16 protein-coding genes are annotated in these 22007 nt (G+C 48.3%); 10 read left to right on the forward strand and 6 right to left on the reverse strand.

Annotated elements, in window-relative coordinates; all coding sequences use genetic code 11:
* Positions 1-66: 66 nt before the first annotated feature.
* The 3 genes from H5985_RS05390 to rfbB are packed head-to-tail and all read right to left on the reverse strand — an operon-like array spanning position 67 to position 4112.
* Positions 67-2436 carry a UvrD-helicase domain-containing protein gene (locus H5985_RS05390; protein WP_205050291.1) on the reverse strand — a complete coding sequence of 790 codons (2370 nt, stop codon included), beginning with the start codon at positions 2434-2436 and terminating at the stop codon, positions 67-69.
* A 60-nt stretch (positions 2437-2496) separates the two neighbouring features.
* Positions 2497-3045 carry a dTDP-4-dehydrorhamnose 3,5-epimerase gene (gene rfbC, locus H5985_RS05395; protein ID WP_205050292.1) on the reverse strand — a complete coding sequence of 183 codons (549 nt, stop codon included), beginning with the start codon at positions 3043-3045 and terminating at the stop codon, positions 2497-2499.
* A 2-nt stretch (positions 3046-3047) separates the two neighbouring features.
* Positions 3048-4112, reverse strand: coding sequence for a dTDP-glucose 4,6-dehydratase (gene rfbB, locus H5985_RS05400; protein WP_205050293.1), 1065 nt, complete (start codon positions 4110-4112; stop codon positions 3048-3050).
* A gap of 151 nt (positions 4113-4263) precedes the next feature.
* Between rfbB and cuyB the strand changes: the two genes are divergently transcribed.
* From cuyB to H5985_RS05415, 3 genes are all read left to right on the forward strand, one after another.
* A complete protein-coding gene (gene cuyB / locus H5985_RS05405) occupies positions 4264-5685 on the forward strand; it encodes a cysteate racemase (RefSeq protein WP_205050294.1) in 1422 nt (473 codons plus the stop codon).
* A 69-nt stretch (positions 5686-5754) separates the two neighbouring features.
* Positions 5755-6648, forward strand: a complete 894-nt coding sequence (locus H5985_RS05410) for an NAD(P)-dependent oxidoreductase (RefSeq protein WP_205050295.1) — start codon at positions 5755-5757, stop codon at positions 6646-6648.
* Positions 6649-6751: 103 nt separating this feature from the next.
* Positions 6752-8170: an ATP-binding protein gene (locus tag H5985_RS05415; protein WP_205050296.1), complete on the forward strand. Its 1419-nt coding sequence runs from the start codon at positions 6752-6754 to the stop codon at positions 8168-8170.
* 10 nt (positions 8171-8180) lie between these two features.
* Here H5985_RS05415 and H5985_RS05420 read toward each other — a convergent pair whose 3' ends face one another.
* A complete protein-coding gene (locus tag H5985_RS05420) occupies positions 8181-9281 on the reverse strand; it encodes a pyridoxal phosphate-dependent aminotransferase (protein WP_205050297.1) in 1101 nt (366 codons plus the stop codon).
* A gap of 271 nt (positions 9282-9552) precedes the next feature.
* On the opposite strand from H5985_RS05420, the gene feoB reads away from it, so the two are divergent.
* The 6 genes from feoB (at position 9553) to H5985_RS05450 (ending at position 17520) form a co-directional block, all read left to right on the forward strand.
* On the forward strand, positions 9553-11907 hold the full coding sequence (gene feoB / locus H5985_RS05425; RefSeq protein ID WP_205050298.1) for a ferrous iron transport protein B: 2355 nt from the start codon (positions 9553-9555) through the stop codon (positions 11905-11907).
* Positions 11908-11936: 29 nt separating this feature from the next.
* Positions 11937-12134: a FeoB-associated Cys-rich membrane protein gene (locus H5985_RS05430; protein WP_205050299.1), complete on the forward strand. Its 198-nt coding sequence runs from the start codon at positions 11937-11939 to the stop codon at positions 12132-12134.
* Positions 12135-12351: 217 nt separating this feature from the next.
* The gene (locus H5985_RS05435; protein ID WP_205050300.1) at positions 12352-14430 is read left to right on the forward strand and encodes a glutamine--tRNA ligase; all 2079 of its coding nucleotides are present in this window, start codon (positions 12352-12354) and stop codon (positions 14428-14430) included.
* Positions 14431-14934: 504 nt separating this feature from the next.
* Positions 14935-15963, forward strand: a complete 1029-nt coding sequence (locus H5985_RS05440; RefSeq protein ID WP_205050301.1) for a methionine ABC transporter ATP-binding protein — start codon at positions 14935-14937, stop codon at positions 15961-15963.
* Entirely contained in the window at positions 15960-16640 is a 681-nt protein-coding gene (locus tag H5985_RS05445) for a methionine ABC transporter permease (RefSeq protein ID WP_205050302.1), read from the forward strand. The genes H5985_RS05440 and H5985_RS05445 overlap by 4 nt, the downstream gene beginning before the upstream one ends.
* 19 nt (positions 16641-16659) lie before the next feature.
* A complete protein-coding gene (locus H5985_RS05450) occupies positions 16660-17520 on the forward strand; it encodes a MetQ/NlpA family ABC transporter substrate-binding protein (RefSeq protein ID WP_205050303.1) in 861 nt (286 codons plus the stop codon).
* Positions 17521-17563: 43 nt separating this feature from the next.
* Here H5985_RS05450 and H5985_RS05455 read toward each other — a convergent pair whose 3' ends face one another.
* On the reverse strand, positions 17564-18907 hold the full coding sequence (locus tag H5985_RS05455) for an ATP-binding protein (RefSeq protein WP_205050304.1): 1344 nt from the start codon (positions 18905-18907) through the stop codon (positions 17564-17566).
* A 326-nt stretch (positions 18908-19233) separates the two neighbouring features.
* Between H5985_RS05455 and H5985_RS05460 the strand changes: the two genes are divergently transcribed.
* Complete coding sequence (locus tag H5985_RS05460) at positions 19234-20442, forward strand: ATP-binding protein (protein WP_205050305.1); 1209 nt, start codon at positions 19234-19236, stop codon at positions 20440-20442.
* 52 nt (positions 20443-20494) lie between these two features.
* Here the strand turns inward: H5985_RS05460 and sbcB are convergent, their stop codons facing one another.
* A complete protein-coding gene (gene sbcB, locus H5985_RS05465; RefSeq protein WP_205050306.1) occupies positions 20495-21964 on the reverse strand; it encodes an exodeoxyribonuclease I in 1470 nt (489 codons plus the stop codon).
* Between the last annotated feature and the right edge of the window lie 43 nt (positions 21965-22007).

A 22007-nucleotide genomic window follows, 5' to 3' on the forward strand; every position in this document is an offset into this window, starting at 1 on the left:
TTTTTAACTTTGCAAGCCCTACAATAAAACTTTTTCTTTTTTTCGAAGTTGGTCCGCTATGTCAACCTATATCTTTGTGAGTTTTGCCAAGGACAACAACAATTCTTTTGTTCCTACCTCATCAAACTGAACCCGAATCCGAGCATCGTTACCCAGTCCGGTCAACCCCACAACCGATCCCTCACCAAATCGCGCGTGGCGCACACGGTTGCCGATTGAAAAGCCCTTGAATTCGGCTTTGGCTGCCATTTTCTTCACGGCCGGATCCATCTTCGCGCGGGCAAAACCCGTGCCGGCGCTGTACGTGCCTCGGCTAAAACCTGAAGAGGATCCGTAGCGCGAAGAGCCGTATCCGCCCGAGCGATAACCGCTTGATCGTCTTGATGAGCGAGAAGATGAATAGCCGTCGTCCCAACTTAAGGACTGGTCCTCATCTTCAATGGCCATCGAACGTCTGCGATCGTAAAGGAAGAGCAGATGCTCCTCATCAATTTCATTTAAAAATTGACTCGGACCAGAGTCCATGTATTGACCGCGAAGCATTCGCGACAAGGCAAAGGTCAGGTGAAGATTTTTTCTTGCTCGCGTAATGGCCACGTACATAAGGCGCCGCTCTTCAGCCATGCCTTTAGGATCATTAGCACTGTTGGCATGCGGGAAAAGGCCTTCTTCCAGTCCGGTGATAAAGACCACGTCAAATTCCAAGCCCTTAGCCGCATGCACGGTCATCAATTGAACGGCTTCTTCGCCTTTCTGAGCTTGATTGTCTCCCGCCTCAAGCGCCGCATGAGACAAAAAGCCCGCAAGAGAGGTCATCTCATCGTCTGCCCCATCGGCCTCTACCTCATCGCTTCGGGCATCGACGCTGATTCCTTCTTCTTTGAGATAGGCCTGAGCCGCACTTTGCAATTCTTCCAAGTTCTCAAGCCGCTCCTGACCCTCTCTCTCTTTTTTGTATTGATCGGTAAGGCCTGAACGATCCACCACCGCCGCAATCATTTCCGGTAATGGCAAACACGAGTACTCAAAGCGCATGGCATCAATGAGTTCGGTAAAGGCGCGAAGCTTGGTGCCGGCAGCACCCTCTAGAGTCTGCGCAGCTTCATAAAGACTCACATTGGCCTCAATAGCTTTTTGCTGCAGGGTCTCCACGCTCTTGGCGCCAATCCCGCGCATCGGGAAATTCACTACGCGTAAAAAGGCCGTGTCATCCTTGGGATTTTCAATCAAACGCAAATAGGCCAAGGCGTGTTTGATTTCAGCGCGGTCAAAAAAGCGAAGGCCGCCATACACGCGATAGGGAATACCGGAAGCCACTAAGGTTTGTTCAATGATCCGACTTTGTGCATTGGAGCGATACAAAATAGCGATTTCATGCTTTTTCACGCCGCGGGCAATCGCTTCTCGAATTTCCTGCACGCAGTACTGTGCCTCGTCGCGATCGTCGCTTGCGCGGAAAACGCGTATGCGCTCCCCGTCGCCGGAATCGGTCCACAAGTCTTTGCCTAAACGGTCATCGTTGTGAGCGATCAACTCATTGGCGGCATTGAGAATATGACCGAAAGAGCGGTAATTCTGCTCAAGTTTAATGAGGTGGCGAATCTGAAAGTCTCTCTGAAAATCAGTCATATTGCCAACGTGCGCACCTCGGAAGGCGTAAATCGACTGGTCATCATCGCCCACAGCAAACACGCAGTTGCCGTCAAACTCACGAACACCGGCAGGCGAAAAGCCTCCGAGAAGCTTTAACCACTTATATTGCAGACGGTTCGTGTCCTGAAACTCGTCAACCAAAATAAAACGGAAACGATCCTGATAGTGACGGCGGATGAGTTCATTTCGTGCCAACAACTCATAACTTCTTAAAAGCAACTCACCGAAATCGGCCACGCCCTCGCGCTCGCACTGCTCTTCATAGAGTTTGTAGATTTTGGCGAAATTTTCCTTTTTGCCGAATTCGGCAGTCATGTCTTTAGCGCGCAGCCCCTCTTCTTTAGCGCTGCCGATATAGTTTTGCACATCACGAGGCGGATACTCATCGGCGCTGATCCCGTGCGCTTTCATCAGGCGCTTAATGGCCGAGAGCTGATCGGTCTGATCGAGAATCTGAAACGTTTGCGGCAAACCTGCTTCCTTGTAGTGCTTGCGCAAAAGGCGGTTACACAAGCCGTGGAAAGTCCCCACCCACATGCCGCGTGTATTCACAGGAATTGAGGCCTGAATACGGGTGAGCATTTCTTTAGCGGCCTTATTGGTAAAAGTGACCGCAAGAATTTCCATGGGGCTTGCCATACGCTCTTCAATGAGCCAAGCAATGCGAGTGGTCAATACTCGCGTCTTGCCGGAACCGGCACCGGCCAGAATCAAAGCACTTTGAGCCGGCAGCGTTACAGCTGATTTTTGTTCGGGATTGAGTTTGTCAATATAGCTCACCATTTCAAATTCGCCACTATCAAAGAAAAGGCACTATTGTGCCAAAAAAGAGCAGAAAAAATCTCAAAGACCTACGCTTTGCCGCCACTCAAAAAAAGTCTGCGCCCGCCGGTCTTTTTCTGACACGGTTAATTCACCGACTTCAGGCCAGCGGATACCCAAATTGGCATCGCTAAACAAAATTCCCGCTTCATCGTCCGGGTAGTAAAAATCCGTGCAGCGGTAGAAAACACGCGCTACAGGCGACAACGTCAAAAAACCGTGCGCCATACCTTCAGGGATATAGACTTGGCTGAGATCATCGGCTGAGAGGCTGACCGTATACACACGTCCGAATGTTTTCGAGCTCGGCCGTAAATCCAAGGCCACATCGAAAATTTCGCCTTCGAGCACCGTGATGAGTTTGCCTTGCGGGTGCTTTTTTTGAAAATGCAATCCTCTGAGCGTTCCTTTTTTGGAAACAGAAAAATTGTCCTGCACAAAAGATAATTCCGGCCACAGATCCTCGTAGCGCGCAGCCTGCCACAACTCGGCAAAAAGCCCCCGATCATCACGATGCACCTCGGGGAAAATACGCAACAATCCCTCAAAGTCCGTTTTTTCAATTCGCATGGTTATTTTCCGTATCGTTTGGTCCATTCGGGATAGCAACCGGACTTCACACTATTGAGCCACTCATCGTTTTCCAAATACCAGTAAAGCGTTTTGTGCAGCCCGTCAATTAATCTCACACTCGGTTTAAAGTCAAGTGCAGCCGCGCTCTCACGGCTATCCATCGCATAGCGGAAATCGTGCCCCGGGCGGTCGTTCACAAAAGTAATCGCCTCTTCAAAGGGGAGCAGTCCCGGGCAGGCCGAATCCATCAACGTACACAAGGCTCGGACGAGTTTAATGTTGGGCACTTCTTCTCCCGTGCCGATATTGTAGGTGCGACCGGCCTCGCCTTTTTCCACGATCTTTAAAAGTGCCCGGGCATGATCGGTCACGTACATCCATTCGCGGATATTCTGCCCGTCGCCGTAAACGGGAAGCGTCAATCCGCTTCGGGCCCGATCGATCATCAAGGGTAAAAGTTTTTCCGGGTATTGACGAGGACCGTAGTTATTGCAGGCATGCTCAACCACCGTAGGAAAGCCGAATGTGCGCCAGTAACTCAGAGCAATCATTTCGCCAGCCGCTTTACTTGCCGCATAGGGACTGCTGGGGCGATAGGGGCTTTGTAGTGAAAAAGGTGCATCACCGGCGTTAAGCGACCCGTACACTTCATCGGTGGAGACATAAATAAAGCGAAAACGCTCTTTTTTCTCCCCGCGAAGCGCCTTCCAGTATTGACGACACACTTCCAAAAGACGTTGAGTGGCCGTTACGTTGTTATCGACAAAACACTGGGGATCGTCAATAGAGCGGTCTACATGCGTTTGGGCTGCCAGATGCACCACCACATGAGGTTTGAAGCTTTTAAGAGCCTGCGCCATCGCTTGGGCATCTCCCACATCGGCTTGAATAAATCGATGGCTTTTATTGTCTAGAGCTTTTTGCAGATTTAAGAGATTGCCGCAATAGTCAAGTTTATCGACTGTAAGAACCGAGTACCCGGAGGCTAGAGCCGCATCCACAAAGTGCGAACCGATAAACCCTGCTCCGCCCGTTACCAATATTTTTTCTTTTTGTTTAGCCATCTCTGAAAAGCCGTCTTTTGTGTCGAAAAAATTAATCCGTAGACTCTTTCGGATTGTATTACACTCAGGGTAGCGGAGCGAGAAATTTCGAACCGTTGGGTTTGTGTGTGCTCGCAAGTTTTTAACTGTTTTTGATGAAGAGGTACGATTGATGAATCAAAAGAAAACTCTCGGTATCGTGGCGGGTTTAAACCGCCGCGCCGCCATGGAAGTGAAGACCCGCCTATTGGCTTTGGGCGACGATGACGTAAGCGTCATCATGACCGAAGACAATTTCAAAATCGATCCCAATCCGGTCTTTGCTGTCAGCGACAGAAAGATCTTTATTTTCAATGAAGCCGAATTGCTCGCGGAAATGGGTGCCGATCTGATTCTCGTGCCCGATTTCAAGTGTGGCTCCTACATCCATGAAATCCAGCGCGAAATTCAAACGCCGATTCTGGATATGAAAGCTGCTTTGATGAGCCAAATGGGCGAAAAGGCCCCTGTCATGGGTGTGTTGGATGCGGGCAATGCCGGTGACTGCGCCACCGGTGCCTGTGAACTGTCCTCTCACTTAAAGATGGTCTTGCCCACCGAGGAGGAGAACAAAGCGCTCGATGTTTTGCGTGAAAAGATTCGTGCCGAAGGGGCAAGCGATGAAGCTGCCCAAGAACTCGCAGCCATCTGCCGTCGCTTAATTGAAAGCGGCGCTGAAGTCATCATCCCCAACTGCACGCAGTTTGCCATCAATACGCCCGCCCTCCAGGAGATGGGTTTACCCGTCATGGACGTTTTTGAAGCCTTTGCCAAGGCGGCGCTTGCCCACAGCACGGAAAAACTTCCCAAACCCTTTAAGCTGGGTTTGATCGGCGGTTTGGGACCGGCCGCCACGGTTGACCTCTATGACAAGATCGTGAAGGCTACGCCCGCAAAGACCGACCAGGAACACTTCAAGGTCGTAATCGAACAAAATCCGCAGATTGATGACCGTACGGCCTGCCTCTTAAACGGCGGCCCTGATCCTACAATCGCCATGTATAACTGTGCCAAGCGCCTGCAAAAGGACGGCTGCGACTACATCATCATTCCTTGCAACACGGCGCACGCCTTCTTGCCTCGTCTGCTTCGCCACTTAGACGTTCCCTTTATCGACATGCAGCAGACCATGCTCGATGAAATTCAGGCCAAGTTCGGTAAAGACGCCCGAGTGGGCCTCATGGCCACAAGCGGCACCATTGCTACAGGTATCTATGGTCAGAAAGCCGACAAGATGGGCATGAAGATGTTTACGCCTGACGAAGACCATCAGGCCAGCGTCATGAAAGCCATCTACGGTCCCAAAGGTGCTAAGGCCGGCTACACAACGGGCGAATGCTACGATGATCTGTATCGCGGAGCCGAGTACCTTGTGAAGACTTACGACTGCAACGTGCTCATTTTGGGCTGCACGGAATTGCCCTTGATCTTCCATGAACAGGACGATTTTGAAGTGGCGGGTAAAAAGGTCGCCATCGTTGACCCGACAGCCACGCTTGCCCGTAAGTGCGTGCAGATTGCCGAAGCCACCATTAAAGAACGTGGCGTTCGTTAATCACCGGGCATAGTTTCAAGCGCTTGAGCACAAAAAAGCTCGAGCGCTTTCTCTATCAAGGAGCCGAAAATGGGAAAGATTTACGAAAAGTGCGAAGCCAAAACGGTTGCGTTTATCGGTTTGGGCACCATGGGCTATCCGATGGCAGGACACCTTGCGCAGGCCGGCCACCGCGTGACGGTTTATAACCGCACGGGTGCCAAAGCTCAAAAATGGGTAACTGAGTACACGGGAAAAGCTGCAGCAACCCCGAAAGAGGCGGCTCAAGGGGCTGATTATGTGTTTACCTGTGTAGGAAACGACGATGACCTCAGAAGTGTGCTTTTGGGTGAAACGGGCGCCTTTGCCGGCATGAAAAAGGGTGCTGTTTTAGTTGACTGCACGACCGACAGCGCTCAAGTGGCCCGTGAAATGGCAAACAAAGCCCGCGAGTTGGGGCTTGACTTCATGGACGCACCGGTCTCAGGCGGTCAGGCCGGAGCCATCAACGGCGTCCTTACCGTGATGTGCGGAGCCGATGAAAAAACCTTTGATGCGGCTCGCCCCACCGTTATGGCGTTTGCGCAAGCCGTGACCCGCATTGGCGAAGTAGGCTGCGGGCAACTCGCAAAGATGTGCAATCAAATTTGCATCGCCGGTATTGTTCAGTCACTATCCGAATCCATCGCTTTCGGACTTAATGCCGGACTGGATATGAAACTCGTGCTTGATGTGATCGGCAAAGGCGCTGCGCAGAGCTGGCAGATGGATAACCGTGGCGGCACGATGATTGACGGGCAATTTAATTTCGGTTTTGCCATCGATTGGATGCGAAAAGACCTGGGGCTATGCCTGGCTGAAGCCAAGAAAAACGGTTCAAGCCTGCCCACGGTTGCCTTAATTGATCAGTTCTACGGTGAACTTCAAGCCAAGGGTGACGGTCGAAGCGACACCTCTGTTTTGATCAAACGCCTGCCGCATTAAGATAGTCGTCAGTTCAGTAGGCAGTTTTTTAAAGTAGTTTGTTATTTACTATTACCATATAATACTATTATTCAAAAATAGTATTTTTATGTGATAGTAGATTATGTTCAAATTCTTCGGACGTGTTCAGGAACTCAACACATTAGAAACTGCCTACCAATCCGATCAGGCTGAGCTTGTTGTACTTTATGGGCGCCGCCGCATCGGAAAGACTTCTTTGCTGTCGAAATTCTGTCAAGACAAGCCTTCGTTGTATTACTCTGCCAAACAAGTCAGCGATCCGATTCAATTACAAGATTTCAGTCGACGTGTCATTGCTGCGGGAGCGCCATTAGGGCGGTATGTTTCAAGTTTTGAAACTTGGGAGACAGCCTTTGAGCAATGTTCTGAACTGGCCGGCAAGGAAAAATTCCTCCTGATTTTGGATGAGTTTCCTTATATGGTGCAAGGCAATCCATCTCTTGCATCATTGCTTCAGCACTTATGGGATCACAAATTAAGTCAGAAAAATCTGATGATCGTTCTTTGCGGCAGTTCCATGTCGTTCATGGAAAAAGAGGTTTTGGGAGAAAAGAGTCCTCTGTATGGACGAGCCACTCGTACCATTAAATTAAGTAACATGGGTTATTCGGAAGCCATGGAATTTTTTCCTAACTTCAGTACCCGCGACAAAATTCTTTCATACGCTGTTTTAGGCGGCTCTCCCTATTGTTTAAGCTGTTTTGATGACAGCAACTCACTCAAAAAAAATATCATTGAAACAATTCTGAGCCCTAGCGGCCGGCTGTGGGATTATCCTGCTACTCTCATTCACCAAGAATGCCGAGATCCTTCCCGGTACAACGACATACTGACCGCGGTAGCTTGTGGGGCGACAAAATTTTCTGAAATAGTTTCCAAAACGGAAATCCTTTCTGCCAATCTCCCTAGATTTTTGAGTAGCCTTGAAGAAATGGGGTTTATCAGACGAGAATTTTCCATTGACATACCTGTTAAACAGAAGACGATCAGGCAAAGAGGGTTATATCGACTTGGGGATCCGTTCATCAGTTTTTGGTATCGCTACGTTTGGTCCAATCTTGATCTATTAACGATGGGAGGGGCGGAGCAACTATGGGAACACTTGATTGAGCCTGAGCTCAATGAGGTTGCCTCATTTCCTTTCGAAGATATCTGTCGGCAATATTTGTGGGCTCAAAACGCAAAAAATGACTTGCCGTTTCTGGCTAGAAATATCGGTCGTTGGTGGAATAAGTCCTCTGAAATCGATCTTTTAGCAACATCTTTTGATGGAAACAGCGGACTGTTCGGTGAGTGTAAATTCAAAAATTCTCCAATGACTTTGCGAGATTACTTTGCTTTGAAACAAAAAGCTGAAGAGCTTCATTTCGATGAAAAATACTTCGTGCTCTTTTCACTCTCGGGTTTTTCTCCCGAATTGAAACAACTGGCACAAAATTCGGAAGAAGGACTCCGCCTGGTTGATGCTGAAGAATTGTTAAACAACAAACCGAATCAATAGCGGCCAAAGCTCAAATCCAGTCTTTCTGTCGAAAGCTTTTCAGTACACGAACAAAAGCTCTCATTTCTTGCGGTGTTCCCAACGTGACCCGACTGTAGCCAACTGCCGGCGCAAACTCTCGACCGACAAAAACGTGTGCCTGAGCCATCCGTTCTTTGTAGAGCTGATGTTCACCTTTGATTTTGTGGAAAATGAAATTCGCTTCAGAAGGAAGGTAACGGATGCCCAATTCGTCCAGTGTATCCGTCACGATTTTTCTGGCGAGATTCGTGCTTTGAAGACTTCTTTCGAAAAATGCTTCGTCCTTTAAGCTTGCCAGGGCTGCCACGGCACCCGCAACGTTGAGATTGTCAATCGAGACAAAGTTTCTGATCATGGCCGCCGTTTTTGCATCGGCTAAACCATAGCCCACGCGCAGACCAGCCATCGCATAAATCTTTGAGAAAGTCCTTGTTACCACTACATTTGGTGAACCTGTTTTGACGTTTTCTACGGCACTTCTAAAAGCCGGATCCGTCACAAATTCTGCATACGCCTCATCAACGATAAAAGCCGTACGGCTGTTTTCCTGATGCAACCAAGGATTCAAAACCGAAGCCTGCGTAATCGTTGCGGTCGGATTATTCGGATTGCAGAGGTAGACAATAGAAAAACCATCAAAGCCATCGGCTTGAGCCTTCATGGCTTCCAGATCAATAGCCAAAGATCCTTGAGTTAAAGGAACTTTGACGACACTGATTCCTAAGGATGAGGCGTAAAGCTCTGCAAAATCAAATGTCGGATCGGGTACGATGAGCTGCACGGGCTCGACACGTTTTTGTGCCGCAAAGCTGAAGGCTTCAATCGTCGCTTGAATGATTTCGGATGATCCATTTCCTAAAACAACCTGCCTTTCATTCAAATCAAATTTAGCCGCAATCGCCTCAGCAAGCTCCGAGCGCAACGCATCAGGATAGCGAAATGCACCATCGAGACACCGAATCACTGCCTCTTTGGCCAAATCTGACATGCCAAGCGAATTTTCGTTAAAGTTCAAAAGCAAAGGCGCCTTCTCGGACGGAATAAATTCCTCGTCTGCCGCTAAAGCCTTTGCTCTTAAAACACTGCCCATTGCAATTGATTCCTTTCAAGTATTGCGTTTTGCCTTGCATGATGGCTTTGAAAAGTTTAATAGTTCTGCTCGAAAAATTTCAAACTGATGCTTGGCCGACAAATTATCCAAATAACATAATAATTTCAAACAGTTATTAACTTATCTTTTGAATGTTTTTGTCGCCGGAAGGTTCTCCTGATGGTCAAAGCAGTACACCACAGCAGTATTTGCACTAAAATGCGTTTGCTCAAAAACGCTAACCGCGCGAAAAATAAGAAAGAATTCCAAGATGCCCGTTACTTTGAATGATTTGCCGATCGGTCGCAGTGCGACCGTTGAATCCGTCGGTGCCTCAGGCGCCCTGCGTCAACACTTTCTGGATATGGGATTAATCCCCCAGGCCACCGTTACGATGGTTAAACGCGCCCCCATGGGCGATCCGATTGAAGTCCGTATCAGAAGTTATGAACTGACCCTTCGAGTAGCGGAGGCTCAGGCGATCACTATTACCAATATTCGTGAGCCGGAACCGATTAAGTCTCAAACCCAAGCGGTTGAGGAAATTTCGCACCCTGGTTACGGTGAAGGCGGTAAATTTCACGAAAAGAAAACCGAAAAGCCGTTACCTGAAGGAAAAGTTCTCACCTTTGCGCTTGCGGGTAATCAAAACTGCGGCAAAACCACCCTTTTTAATAAGCTTACCGGTTCCAATCAACACGTCGGCAATTTCCCCGGCGTAACGGTCGATCGTAAAGATGGCAGTATCATCGGGCACTCTGAAACCCTGGTCACGGACTTGCCGGGCATTTATTCTCTTTCGCCTTACACGAACGAAGAAATCGTCTCGCGTGAATTTATTCTCAAAGAAAATCCCGATGCCATCATCAACATTGTGGATGCGACCAACATTGAAAGAAACCTGTATCTGACGATGCAGTTAATGGAGTTGGGCCGCCCCATGGTTTTGGCTCTGAACATGATGGATGAGGTGTGGGCTAACGGAGGCTCGGTGCGTGTGAACGAAATGGAGGCACTCCTTGGGATGCCGGTCGTGCCGATTTCAGCAAGCCGCGGCGAAGGCATTGAAGAATTAATTGACCACGCGATTCACGTAGCGAAGTACCAGGAACCCCCGACAGTTCAGGACTTTTGTGACTCAAGTGACCATGGCGGCGCCGTGCACCGGTGTCTTCACAGCATCATGCATATCATCGAAGACCATGCACAAAAGGCCAATATTCCGCTTCGTTTTGCGGCAAGCAAAATCGCAGAAGGCGACGCGCTCATCATGGATCAGCTCGATCTGGACATCAATGAAAAGCGCACCATCGCTCACATTATCAAGCAGCTTGAAGCCGAACGCGGTCTGGACCGGGCTGCAGCCATTGCCGATATGCGCTTTTCTTTTATCGACAAGGTCTGCGCACAAACCGTGGTCAAACCCAGAATCAGTCGTGAGCACATCAGAAGTCTTGCCATTGACGAGATTTTGACCGGTCGCTTGACGGCCATTCCGGCCTTTATTGCCATCATGGCACTGGTCTTCTGGCTCACATTTAACGTGATCGGCGTATGGTTAAGCGACGCACTGGATTGGGCAATCGGCTTGGCTACGGAACAGACCGATGCAGCACTCACTGCTTTAAACGTCAATGCCTCCATCCATTCGCTCATCATTGATGCCATCTTCAATGGCGTGGGTAGTGTCTTGAGTTTTCTGCCTACCATCGTCGTCCTCTTTTTCTTCCTGTCCTTTCTCGAAGACAGCGGTTACATGGCGCGCGTAGCGTTTGTGATGGACACGCTTTTAAGACGAATCGGCCTGTCCGGCCGAAGCATTGTGCCGATGTTAATCGGTTTCGGCTGTACGGTTCCGGGCGTCATGGCTAGCCGCACGCTCCCTTCAGAGCGAGACCGAAAGATGACGATTTTGCTCACCCCCTTTATGAGCTGCTCGGCAAAATTGCCCATCTACGCATTTTTCGTCGCGGCCTTTTTCCCGGGCGAAGGTGCACTTATCATGATTAGTCTTTACGTGTTGGGGATTATCGTAGCTGTCATTTTGGGCTACCTTATGAAAAACACGGTCTTTAAGGGCGAAGCAGTGCCCTTTGTGATGGAGTTGCCCAACTATCGGCTACCCGGCGCTAAAAACGTGATGCTCTTGCTCTGGGACAAAGCCAAGGACTTTTTACAGCGTGCCTTTACCGTGATTTTTGTGGCAACGATTGTCATTTGGTTCTTACAGACTTTTGACTTTCAACTCAATCCGGTTGAGAACTCTCAAAGCAGTATCCTGGCGGTTGTGGCGGGCTGGATTTCCCCCATTTTCGCGCCCCTGGGCTTTGACGATTGGCGCATTACGACTGCATTGATCGGTGGCTTTATGGCTAAGGAAAGTGTCGTGAGTAGCCTCTCCGTTCTGTTCGGTTCCACCGAAGCACTCACCGCTGCTTTAAGCACTCTGACAGCCTTAGCACTGTTGGTGTTTTGCCTGCTCTATACCCCGTGTGTGGCTTCAATTGCGACGATTAAACGAGAATTGGGCGGCCAGTGGGCTGTCGGCGTAGCACTTTTTCAATGCGTGATCGCCTGGATTGTCGCTTTTATTGTTCGGCTCATCGGATTGGTGCTAGGATATTAACTGAGAATGGTTTTCAATAAGGTTGAATCATGAACGGTATCAGTTGGTTGCTTTTGATATTGATTGTCCTGGCAGTCATTTGGGTGATTGTTTTCAAAATGAAGAATCGCTCAAGCGGCGACTGCGGCTGCGGGTGCTCATCGTGCCATACGGGCCGCAAGAAAACCTCCGATTGTTGCAGCACTAAAAGCGAGCAAATTATTCATATTCAAAAAATGGGACGTTGATCGCTTAACATTGAACGCAAAAAGGTGCAGGCGCTGTCTGTGCCTTTTTTGTTTTTTTCTTGGTTTGAACTGATCAAGTTGACCGATATTCAGATTCGTTGCAAACATTCTTCCTCCCTGTGTTCTTTGTCAAAGAGTGCTTGTCGGAATTCGCCAAATACTGTGAAAGGCTTTAAAATTAAAGACTTCATTTCGCTATATTTTTTGAGACAATCATATGTCCACGACGGAAAACAAAGAAAACGGTGCACAGGTCACCAACTTTATTCGAAATATCATTGATGAAGACTTGGCTCGTAACGCCAACCGCCCCCGTTTGTGGTGCGGCCATCCTGCTCCTTATGCAGAGCAGGCCCAAAACGGTCAGGAAGATCCGGCCCGAATCCGTACGCGTTTTCCGCCCGAACCCAATGGCTATCTGCATATTGGTCACGCCAAGAGTATCTGCCTGAATTTCGGTTTGGCTCGTGACTACGGCGGCTACTGCCACATGCGCTTTGACGATACCAATCCGGTCAAGGAAGACCAGGAGTACGTCGACTCCATTAAAGAGTCGGTGCAATGGTTGGGCTTTGATTGGAAGCACGGCGAAGAAAATAATCTCTACTTCGCAAGCGACTACTTCCAGTGGATGTACGACTGCGCAGAGCACCTCGTGAAGACCGGCTTTGCCTACGTCGACGAACAAACCCCTGAAGAAATGCATGCCAATCGCGGCACTTTGACCGAACCGGGAAAGAACTCCCCCTATCGTGACCGCCCGATTGAAGAAAACCTTCGTCTTTTCCGCGAAATGCGCGACGGTAAGCACGCCGAAGGTTCCATGGTGGTTCGTGCCAAGATTGATATGGCAAGCCCCAACATCAACCTGCGTGACCCGGCAATCTATCGTATCCGCTTTGCCGAACACCATCGCACGGGCAACAAGTGGTGCATCTACCCGATGTACACCTTTGCTCACCCAATCGAAGATACGCTTGAAAACATCACCCACTCCATTTGCACGCTTGAATTCGAAGACCAACGCGCGTTCTACGATTGGGCGCTTGAACGCTCCATCCCCGTTTTGCGCGGACCGCAATTTGAAGAAGCCAAGGCTATTCTTTTGCAAATGAGTAAGGGCGAAGATCCCCGAGCCCTCGCATTCATGCGTGCTTGCTACCAGCATCGCAATAAACTCGGCTTGAGTGCTCCGGAAAAAGCGTTGGCTGAAATTCTCGATGCCTGGAGTGACAATCTGGGACCGGAAAAGCTCATGGGCATCCGCGCAGAATCTTTCTGGGCTTTGCTCTTGACTCAGCCCGAACACTACACGCCGCTTTTGCAAGCCGCGCTTGATGTGGTGCGCCCGAACTTCTTCTTGCTATCGCACCAATATGAATTTAATCGTCTGAACCTCTCGCACGTGGTGGTGAGTAAGCGCAAACTCATCCAACTCGTCAAAGAAAACCTCGTGAGCGGTTGGGATGATCCGCGTATGCCGACAATTTTCGGCTTGCGCCGCAGAGGCTACACCCCCGAAGCCATTCAGCTTTTTGCCGAACGTTGCGGCGTCTCCCGTGTGGCAGGCGGCTTAATCGACTACTCGGTTCTCGAAGCCTGTCTGCGTGAAGATCTCGAAGGCCGCGCTATGCGCCGTATCGGTGTGGTGCATCCCTTAAAGCTCATTATCGACAACTATCCTGAAAATCAAACCGAAACGCTCACGGCTCCGAACCATCCGCAAAAGCCGGAATTGGGCACGCGCGAACTCACTTTCTCTCGTGAACTCTGGATTGATGAAAGCGATTTTGCCGAAGTGCCGCCCAAGGGCTATCGCCGTCTGACGATTCCTGCTGACGGCTCTGAAGCCAAACCGGTTCGTCTGCGCTATGCCTACGTTGTGGTACCGACCTCGGTTGATAAGGATGAAAACGGCAAGGTCATCGCCGTTCACTGCCGCTATCTGCCTGAAACGAAAAGCGGCAGCGCGGGCTCTGAAGCCGTTAAGACCAAGGCTGCGATTCACTTTGTCGATGCAAAGACTGCCGTTAAGGCCGAGTTCCGTCTCTATGACCGACTCTTTGCCGTGGCGCAGCCCGATGCAGTCGATGCTGACTACCGTACGCTTTTAAATCCTGATAGCCTCAAAGTGGTTGAAGGTTATATTGAACCGGCACTGGCAACAGCCCAACCCGATGAAAAGTTCCAATTGGAACGCACGGGCTACTTTGTGGCTGATCGAATCGATCACAAGCCCGAGCATCCGGTCTTTAACCTCTCGGTGGGTTTAAAAGAAAATAAAATGAAAAAATAATTGACGTTAGATCGACATCAAAGCTCTGCATGGAAATTTCCGGCAGAGCTTTTTTCTTTCTGAAAGAAAATTTCGAAGAACTAAGCAAAAGCGCTCATCAATCGTCAAATCCCTTATTGAAAGGACATCTGTTTTCTTCTAAGCTATCTCCATCTCTTTCGAGATTTCAATTTTTAGAGCATAGGAATCAAACATGGACATCGCTTTTGAACACAAGCCTAGCAGCCCGACCGCTTCGACGGCCGTGTCTGTTGTCGGCAGTGAATTCGAAATGCGAATGTGCATGATGACGATGGTGCTCTAAGGACCTTCGGAGCACCGCGCTCCGCAAAAAATATCGTTCGGAAGGTCTCAATACGAACGATGTTTCAGCCCCAACTCATTTGAAAATTAATTAAACGTCACACCAAAATTTTTGGTATTGAGACTCCGACCTTTAAGCGGTTGAATGACGACAAAAACAAGTTTGATGCGTCTGCATCCGGTGTGACCGAAGGATTACGGATGATTGAACTTGAACATATTTCAAAAACCTTTGAACTCAACGGCAAGACCGTAGAAGCAGTCAAAGATGTTTCTCTGCAAATTCGCGAAGGTGAGATTTTCGGCATCATCGGCTTTTCCGGCGCCGGCAAATCCACTCTTGTTCGCTGCATTAACTTATTGGAAAAACCCGAAAAAGGTCGCGTTGTTATTGAAGGCGAAGACATCACACACTTTGAGGGTCGCCGATTGCGCGAAATGCGCCAAAAGATCGGCATGATTTTTCAACACTTCAATCTCATGCCTTCGCGAACGGTCTTTGAAAATATTGAATTGCCGCTCAAACTTACTCGACTCACCGAGAAAGAACGGAGAGCCAAAATCAATTCCCTGCTTGACCTGGTGGGCCTTACCGATAAAGCGCAAAGCTATCCCTCACAATTGTCCGGCGGACAAAAGCAACGCGTAGCTATCGCCCGAGCGTTGGCCAACGACCCTAAAGTCCTGCTCTGCGACGAAGCCACAAGCGCTCTTGATCCTCAAACCACACATTCCATTTTGCAATTACTCAAAGAAGTCAATGCCAGATTGAAGCTCACTATCGTTGTCATCACGCATCAAATGGAAGTCATCAAAGAAATTTGCGATCGGGTCGCGGTGATGCAAAAGGGTAGCGTGGTTGAAGAAGGCGATATTGTCGATGTGTTCAGCTCTCCTCAAGCGCCCATTACGAAAAGTTTCATTCAAGCTGCCGATAAGTTTGAAGCCTTCAGTGATCTTGTCAAACTCAACAGCGCCATCACCGGCATTAAGCCCACTCAACCGGTTTGGTTTCTGACTTACCGCGGAGCCGTTGCGGGCGAACCGCTAATGAGTGAGCTCTATCGGCGCTTTGAAGTTAAAGCCAACATCATCTACGGCAATATCGACTACTTCAAAGATTGCATCGTAGGAAAGCTCGGCGTAGCGATCGACGGCGAAAGTGAACGCATTGAGGATGCCAAGCAATTTTTAATTGAGCAAAAAGTCATTGTGGAGGTTTTAAGATGAACGATTGGATCCACTATTTTCTGCCTCATCTTGATCGACTCGGGCCGGAGTTACTTGAGTGCTTCTGGCAAACCGCCACGATGGTCGCCGTTTCAGGCACCATTGCCTGGGTGCTGGGCGTAGCCATCGGTGTTTTATTAGTCATTACCCGCCGAGGCGGCCTTTGGGAAAAACCATGGATCTTTTACTTGCTTGATAAAAGTATCGACATTATCCGCTCCATTCCCTTCATTATTCTGATCGTATTACTGATCCCATTGAGCCGCTTTTTAGTCGGTACGGGTTCCGGTGTCACGGGTTCCTTTGTGGCGTTGGTTTTCGGCACCGTCCCCTTTTTCGCCCGCCAGATCGAACAGGTTTTAAGTGATTTGGATGAAGGACTGATTGAAGCGAGTCTTGCCATGGGCTTTTCCGTTCCCCAAATCGTATTCGGTGTCTACTTGCGTGAGTCCATTCCCGGCATCACACGCGTCACCCTCATCACGTTTGTGAGCTTTATCGGCATCACGGCAATTGCGGGCGCCATCGGCGCAGGCGGCCTGGGCGATTTTGCCATCCGTTACGGCTACCAAATGGGCTACCGAGACATGATTTGGCTCACCGTCATCATTATTTTGGCTGTTATCACTGTCGTTCAATGTTTCGGCCAATGGATTATTCGAAAAACTTCTCACTAACTGTCAGGAGACACTCATCATGAATAAACGTACCTTTTTGAAGTCTTTAACAGCCCTCGGCTGCACGGCTGCGTTCTCTTTAGGTCTGGTATCCAATACCAGCGCCCAGGAGATTCGCGAAGTTAAGGTCGGCGTCGTGGGAGACTATGTAGCGCATTGGGAAACGGTCAACGAACTTCTTGCGCCCGAAAACATTCACGTCAAGCTCATTAAGTACAGCGACTACGCTACGCCTAACCGTGCCTTGGCTGACGGCGAAATTGATCTCAATGCCTTTCAGCACAAAGCGTTTTTAGCCAACGATATTGAACGAAACGGCTACAAAATTACCGCGATCGGCGACACTATCGTTACGCCGCTCAGAATCTACAACAACAAAGAAAAAATTCAATCGCTAAAAGACATTAAAGACGGGGACATTATTGCTATTCCCTCCGATCTGACTAATGGCGGTCGTGCACTGAAACTTTTAGAGGCGGCGGGCTTAATTAAAGTGGATCCTGCCAAAGGCTATGTGCCCACCAAACTCGATATCACCGAATACAAAGTCAAAATTAAAATCCGAGAAGCAGAATCGGGTATCCTCGCAAGACTCCTACCCGATGTCGCAGCAGCGGTTATTAACGGCGGCAATGCTTTCATAGCCGGGCTTGATGCAACGACTGATGCCATCTTTTCCGAAGATTTAAACCCGCAAACCAACCCTCAGGTTGCTCAGCTTGTCAATGTGATCGTGGCTCGGGAAGCCGACAAAGATGACCCCGTCTATCAGAAGGTGGTCAAGGCTCACCAAACGCAAGAGACGGCCGCAACACTAATGAAGGCTTATAAAGGTGCCTATACACCGGCTTGGGAAGGCGCTGAAAAATATACGTATTAATTGAGTGGCAGCGAAGTGCTAAAACTTAAAGCACTTCGCTTCTCTAAAGGATGTCATCCGGAAAAAGGCCCTTCATCGAAATCGTCCAATCGCTGTATTGTGGATGTGCTTCAAGGAAACTACTGACTTTACCGCTTAATTTAATTGAATTAAATTTTTCAGAATTAAGTTTCGCCTCTCCGAATTCAATCCTTTTTTCTGAAGGATCCACTGCAACTAAATCAATTTCATATTCGCCTGTTCGATCCCACCAACTGCCGACTTCAAACCAAGGACCTTTTTCCAAATAGCTGGATCTGAACCAACTCTCCAGAGAAAGTCCTAAGAAATCCGAAAACTTGCTTTGGCAGTAATTAATTAACATCGACCAGCGGGAGGCTTCAGCCAAAGCACGAAGAGGCACCGGATCAACAAATTCCAACCAAAACCGCATGTACGAATCGGCGATGCTATAGCGCGCTTTTCGAGATGTCGGTTTTTCAAAAATCGGATATCGCTTTGAAATGAGTCGAAAATTCTCTAATCGCCTCATATAGGCCGATATTTGAAGCTCAGATAGACTTTGAATTTCGTTCCACTTTGTAGCACCGTTAGCAATAGCTCTCAGAATCTGAGAGTAAGTTAAAGCATCCGCTCGGTACTCATTGGCCAGAAAAATCGTTCCTTCCGATCTTAACCAACCACCTTGAGGCGAGAAAATAAATTGAATGGCTTTATCTAAAGTCAGGCACTGCTCATCAGCGAGAATTTCCAGATATCTCGCCACACCTCCCGTCATTGCATACACTGCCAACAAATCCATCGGCTTGGCTTTAGGGTTTTCGGTGAGAACAATTTCTTTGATCACTGAAGGTAAAAAAGGCTGAACCAAAAGCTGACCGCTGGAGCGTCCGTACAACGGCTGGCTTGAAGCGTTAAAAAGCTCCTCCATAGCCGAAATGATCGAGCCGCTCATAATCAGCAACAGCTTCGATTTGTCTTTATTCAGATCCCAAACGTGCTGCAATTGCGAGAAAAAGGAAGGCTGAACTGTCTTTAGTTCCTGGCACTCATCTATGACGCAAACACACGGTGTATCTTTTGCCAATGACATGACAAAACGTATAACCTCTGAGGCAGAGCTTAAATTCGGAGCAAATTCAAGCTTAAAGACTCGACAGATTTCAGTGAGCCATGCCTGAACCAAATCAGCCTCAGATACTCGTCGGGAAACAAATAAGTACAAAAATGGAACGGCCTCATTCTCAAAAGCTTTCAGAATCAGTGTGGTCTTTCCGACACGACGCCTGCCAATGACACTCACCATCTGCGAAACGTTTTGTCTTCTCACGGTTTCCAAAAATGATTGAAGTGCCAAAATTTCTTCATTTCTTCCATAAAAACGCATAGATAACTCCTGCTTTTTGTGGGATTTTAACATAAATCTGATTTACGTTAACACGTTTAACGTTAATAAAATTTACCTTAAATGATTATATGTCTAAAGAATTGCCCATCTGACCTGTCTGAAATTGGTTGACAGGTTTTACCCGTAGCCCTAGGTATCAACTTTTTTCAGGAAAAGACAAAACTTCTCAATAATTCTAAGAATCAAAATATTCAATAAAATCTACCATGCATAGCAAATATTATTATCCATACATAGTTAATTTTATTGACACAAAAAATAAAATACTCTATAAAAATAGTAGTTCTTCTTTATTGTGTTTAAACATGACTTATCTTCGCCGTACTCTTGAACCGATTATTGAAAAAGCATCCGAACACTTCAAAGTCGTGATGCTATCCGGGCTTCGCCAAGTTGGGAAAAGCACTCTCCTCAAAATGATTGCCGGTGAGAATCGCCGCTATATAACGCTCGATAATACCGCTCAACGTTTAATGGCTAACGAAGATCCTTCCTCATTTTTCGAGCGCAATCAAGCCCCGGCCATTGTCGACGAAATTCAACTGGCTCCCTCACTTTTTCGTCCTCTTAAAGAAAAAGTGGATGCCCAAAACGATAAAGGACAATATTGGTTAAGTGGCTCTCAGCGCCTGCATTTGATGCACCAAGTCTCCGATGCCCTTCCCGGTCGGTTGATTGCGTTTGATCTGTATCCGTTGTCAGTGTACGAGCGTTTAGGTCTGGGACTTGAGCAAAAGCCTTTTGTCCCGGGACACGTGGGGACACTTCCCAAATTTGACACTTCAGAAACCTGGGAAATGATTTTTCAGGGAGCCTGGCCTGAAGTACTTAACCTGGATCACACGGAAAGACAATGGTTTTTCGATTCTTTAATTGACTTATATCTCTCAAGGGATGTTGCGGCACTTACAGGCGTTGAAAAAACTCTCGAATTCCGAAAGTTTTTAAAGGCATTGGCCGCTCGAACGGGCCAAGAATTACGCATTCAAATACTCGCTCAAATGTGCGATGTCGGGATGCCCACCATTAAACGTTGGCTCTCGATTGCTGAAGCTTCGGGACTCATTTACCTGCTTCCGGCGTTCAGCGGCAATATCAACAAGCAAATTGTCAAAAGTCCTAAAGTGTACTTAGCCGATACCGGATTAGCGGCCGCACTTCTGGGCATTTCTTCTCCTCAGGAAATGCAAAACCATATCTACAACGGTGCACTTTTCGAAACCTTTGTCATCACGGAAATTTTAAAAAGTTATTGCCACAACGGGAAAAAACCAGACTTCTACTTTTATCGGGACAGCTCCGGTATGGAAATTGATCTGCTGATTCATTCCGATGGTCTTTATTATCCGGTGGAAATTAAAATGAAGAAAACGCCCGACACCCACGATACCAAGTGGATTCGGGCGTTGGAAAAATTCAATATCTCTCTCGGGCCAGCTGCAATCATTGCCTTACCCGAAGCTGCATACAACATTGCTCCGAGAATCACCGTTCAGAGCATTTGGGACATTTGAAAACAGGCGCCGCTTAACATTTTTCTAAATACAATATGCGGCGCCTAAAAATCTAATCTGAATCAAGAGAGTTGCTCACCACTTCCATCCAATCGTAGAGCGCTCCGCAAATCTCTTCGGTTCGTTCATCGATTTCCTCTCCGAAGCTGTCGGCATAGGCTTCAAGCTCTTCGGCAAAAACTTCAAGCGTTCGCGCTCCGCCCGCTCCGTTCATCAAACGGTCTTCACGCAAGTGTTTCCACTTCCGAGCCTCTTCATCACTTAAAGTCTGCGGCCAGTTTCTTGCCCGAAACCGCAAAAGCATCTCATCATAGCGATGATCTTCAAATGCTAAACGTCCGTCATGCACCCATTGAGCAAGCGCATCAGGTTCGAGACGATTAACCATTGAGATGAGTTTTTTATCGTTAAAGGATGCAAAGCCTCCGCTATAAAGACCGGCATCGACATCAACGGGCTCAACCGACTCTGACTGTTCTTCTTCAAAAGCCTCTGCCCACAACCCTTGCAATTGATCGATGTGGGGTACGAGACGTTCATCATTTTGAAGGGCAGCGAGCTTATCAATGCCAAATTCTTTTGCCCGCTCATCACTCAATACGCCCCAATGATTGACAATGAAGGGAGCCTGATTGATTTTGCAGATGAAAATGGGCAGTCGGCTTTTACCCGCAGGAAGATCCTCTTCTTTAACAAATACCCGTTCCCGAATATCCTCGGCACTCAATATCAGAAGTTCTGACGGATCCACGGACAAGTCCCACATCAGCACATGGTTGGCTCGACCGGGCAGTGCCCCGAGCACACGCACCAGGCGAATATAACCGCGCTCAGCACCATGAATAGGACTGACCCAAAGTAACGGCTTTCCGCTTCGAATCATCTGAAGGATTGAATTTTTAAATCGATTGCGAAGAGCAAAATCCCAAAGCTTCGGCTGTTTTGCACGAATAAGCTTTGCCATCTCGATGGTGGCCTCAACGTCACTTAATGCATCGTGAGCGTGTTCATGAGTGAGACCGTTGGCTTGAGAGAGTTTTTCCAGTCTGAAAGAAGGACGAGTCCCGTCATCAGTCATCGGCCAATTGATTCCTTGGGGTCTTAGGGCCCACGTGGCCACCACCAACGGGAAAAGGTCAAATCGGGAGCAACCGTGATCAAACTCACGATCATAGGGACTGATGAAATTGCGCCAGAAGGTAAAACGCGTCACCTCATCGTCAAAACGCATGGAGTTGTAGCCCACACTGATCGTGTTCTCACGAATCATGGCATGATGGATCTCACGGGCAAATTCAGCCTCGGGGAGTCCGTGCTCGGCACAATACTGAGGGAGGATACCGGTAATGGCAATGCTTTGCGGACTGGGCATCGTGTCCATCGGCGGTTTGCAGTAAAGACAAATCGGCTCTTCTAGCCTATTGAGGTTGTCATCCGTGCGAATAGCGGCAAACTGCGCCGGGCGATCCAAACTCGGACTTAAACCGAATGTTTCGTAGTCATGCCAAAGAAAAGTCGTCATTACGAAATCCCCAAATCTTCAAATGAGCTGAAATTATGTCAAA

It is taken from the genome of Parasutterella secunda (assembly GCF_016901835.1).
Lineage (GTDB): Bacteria > Pseudomonadota > Gammaproteobacteria > Burkholderiales > Burkholderiaceae_F > Aphodousia > Aphodousia faecavium.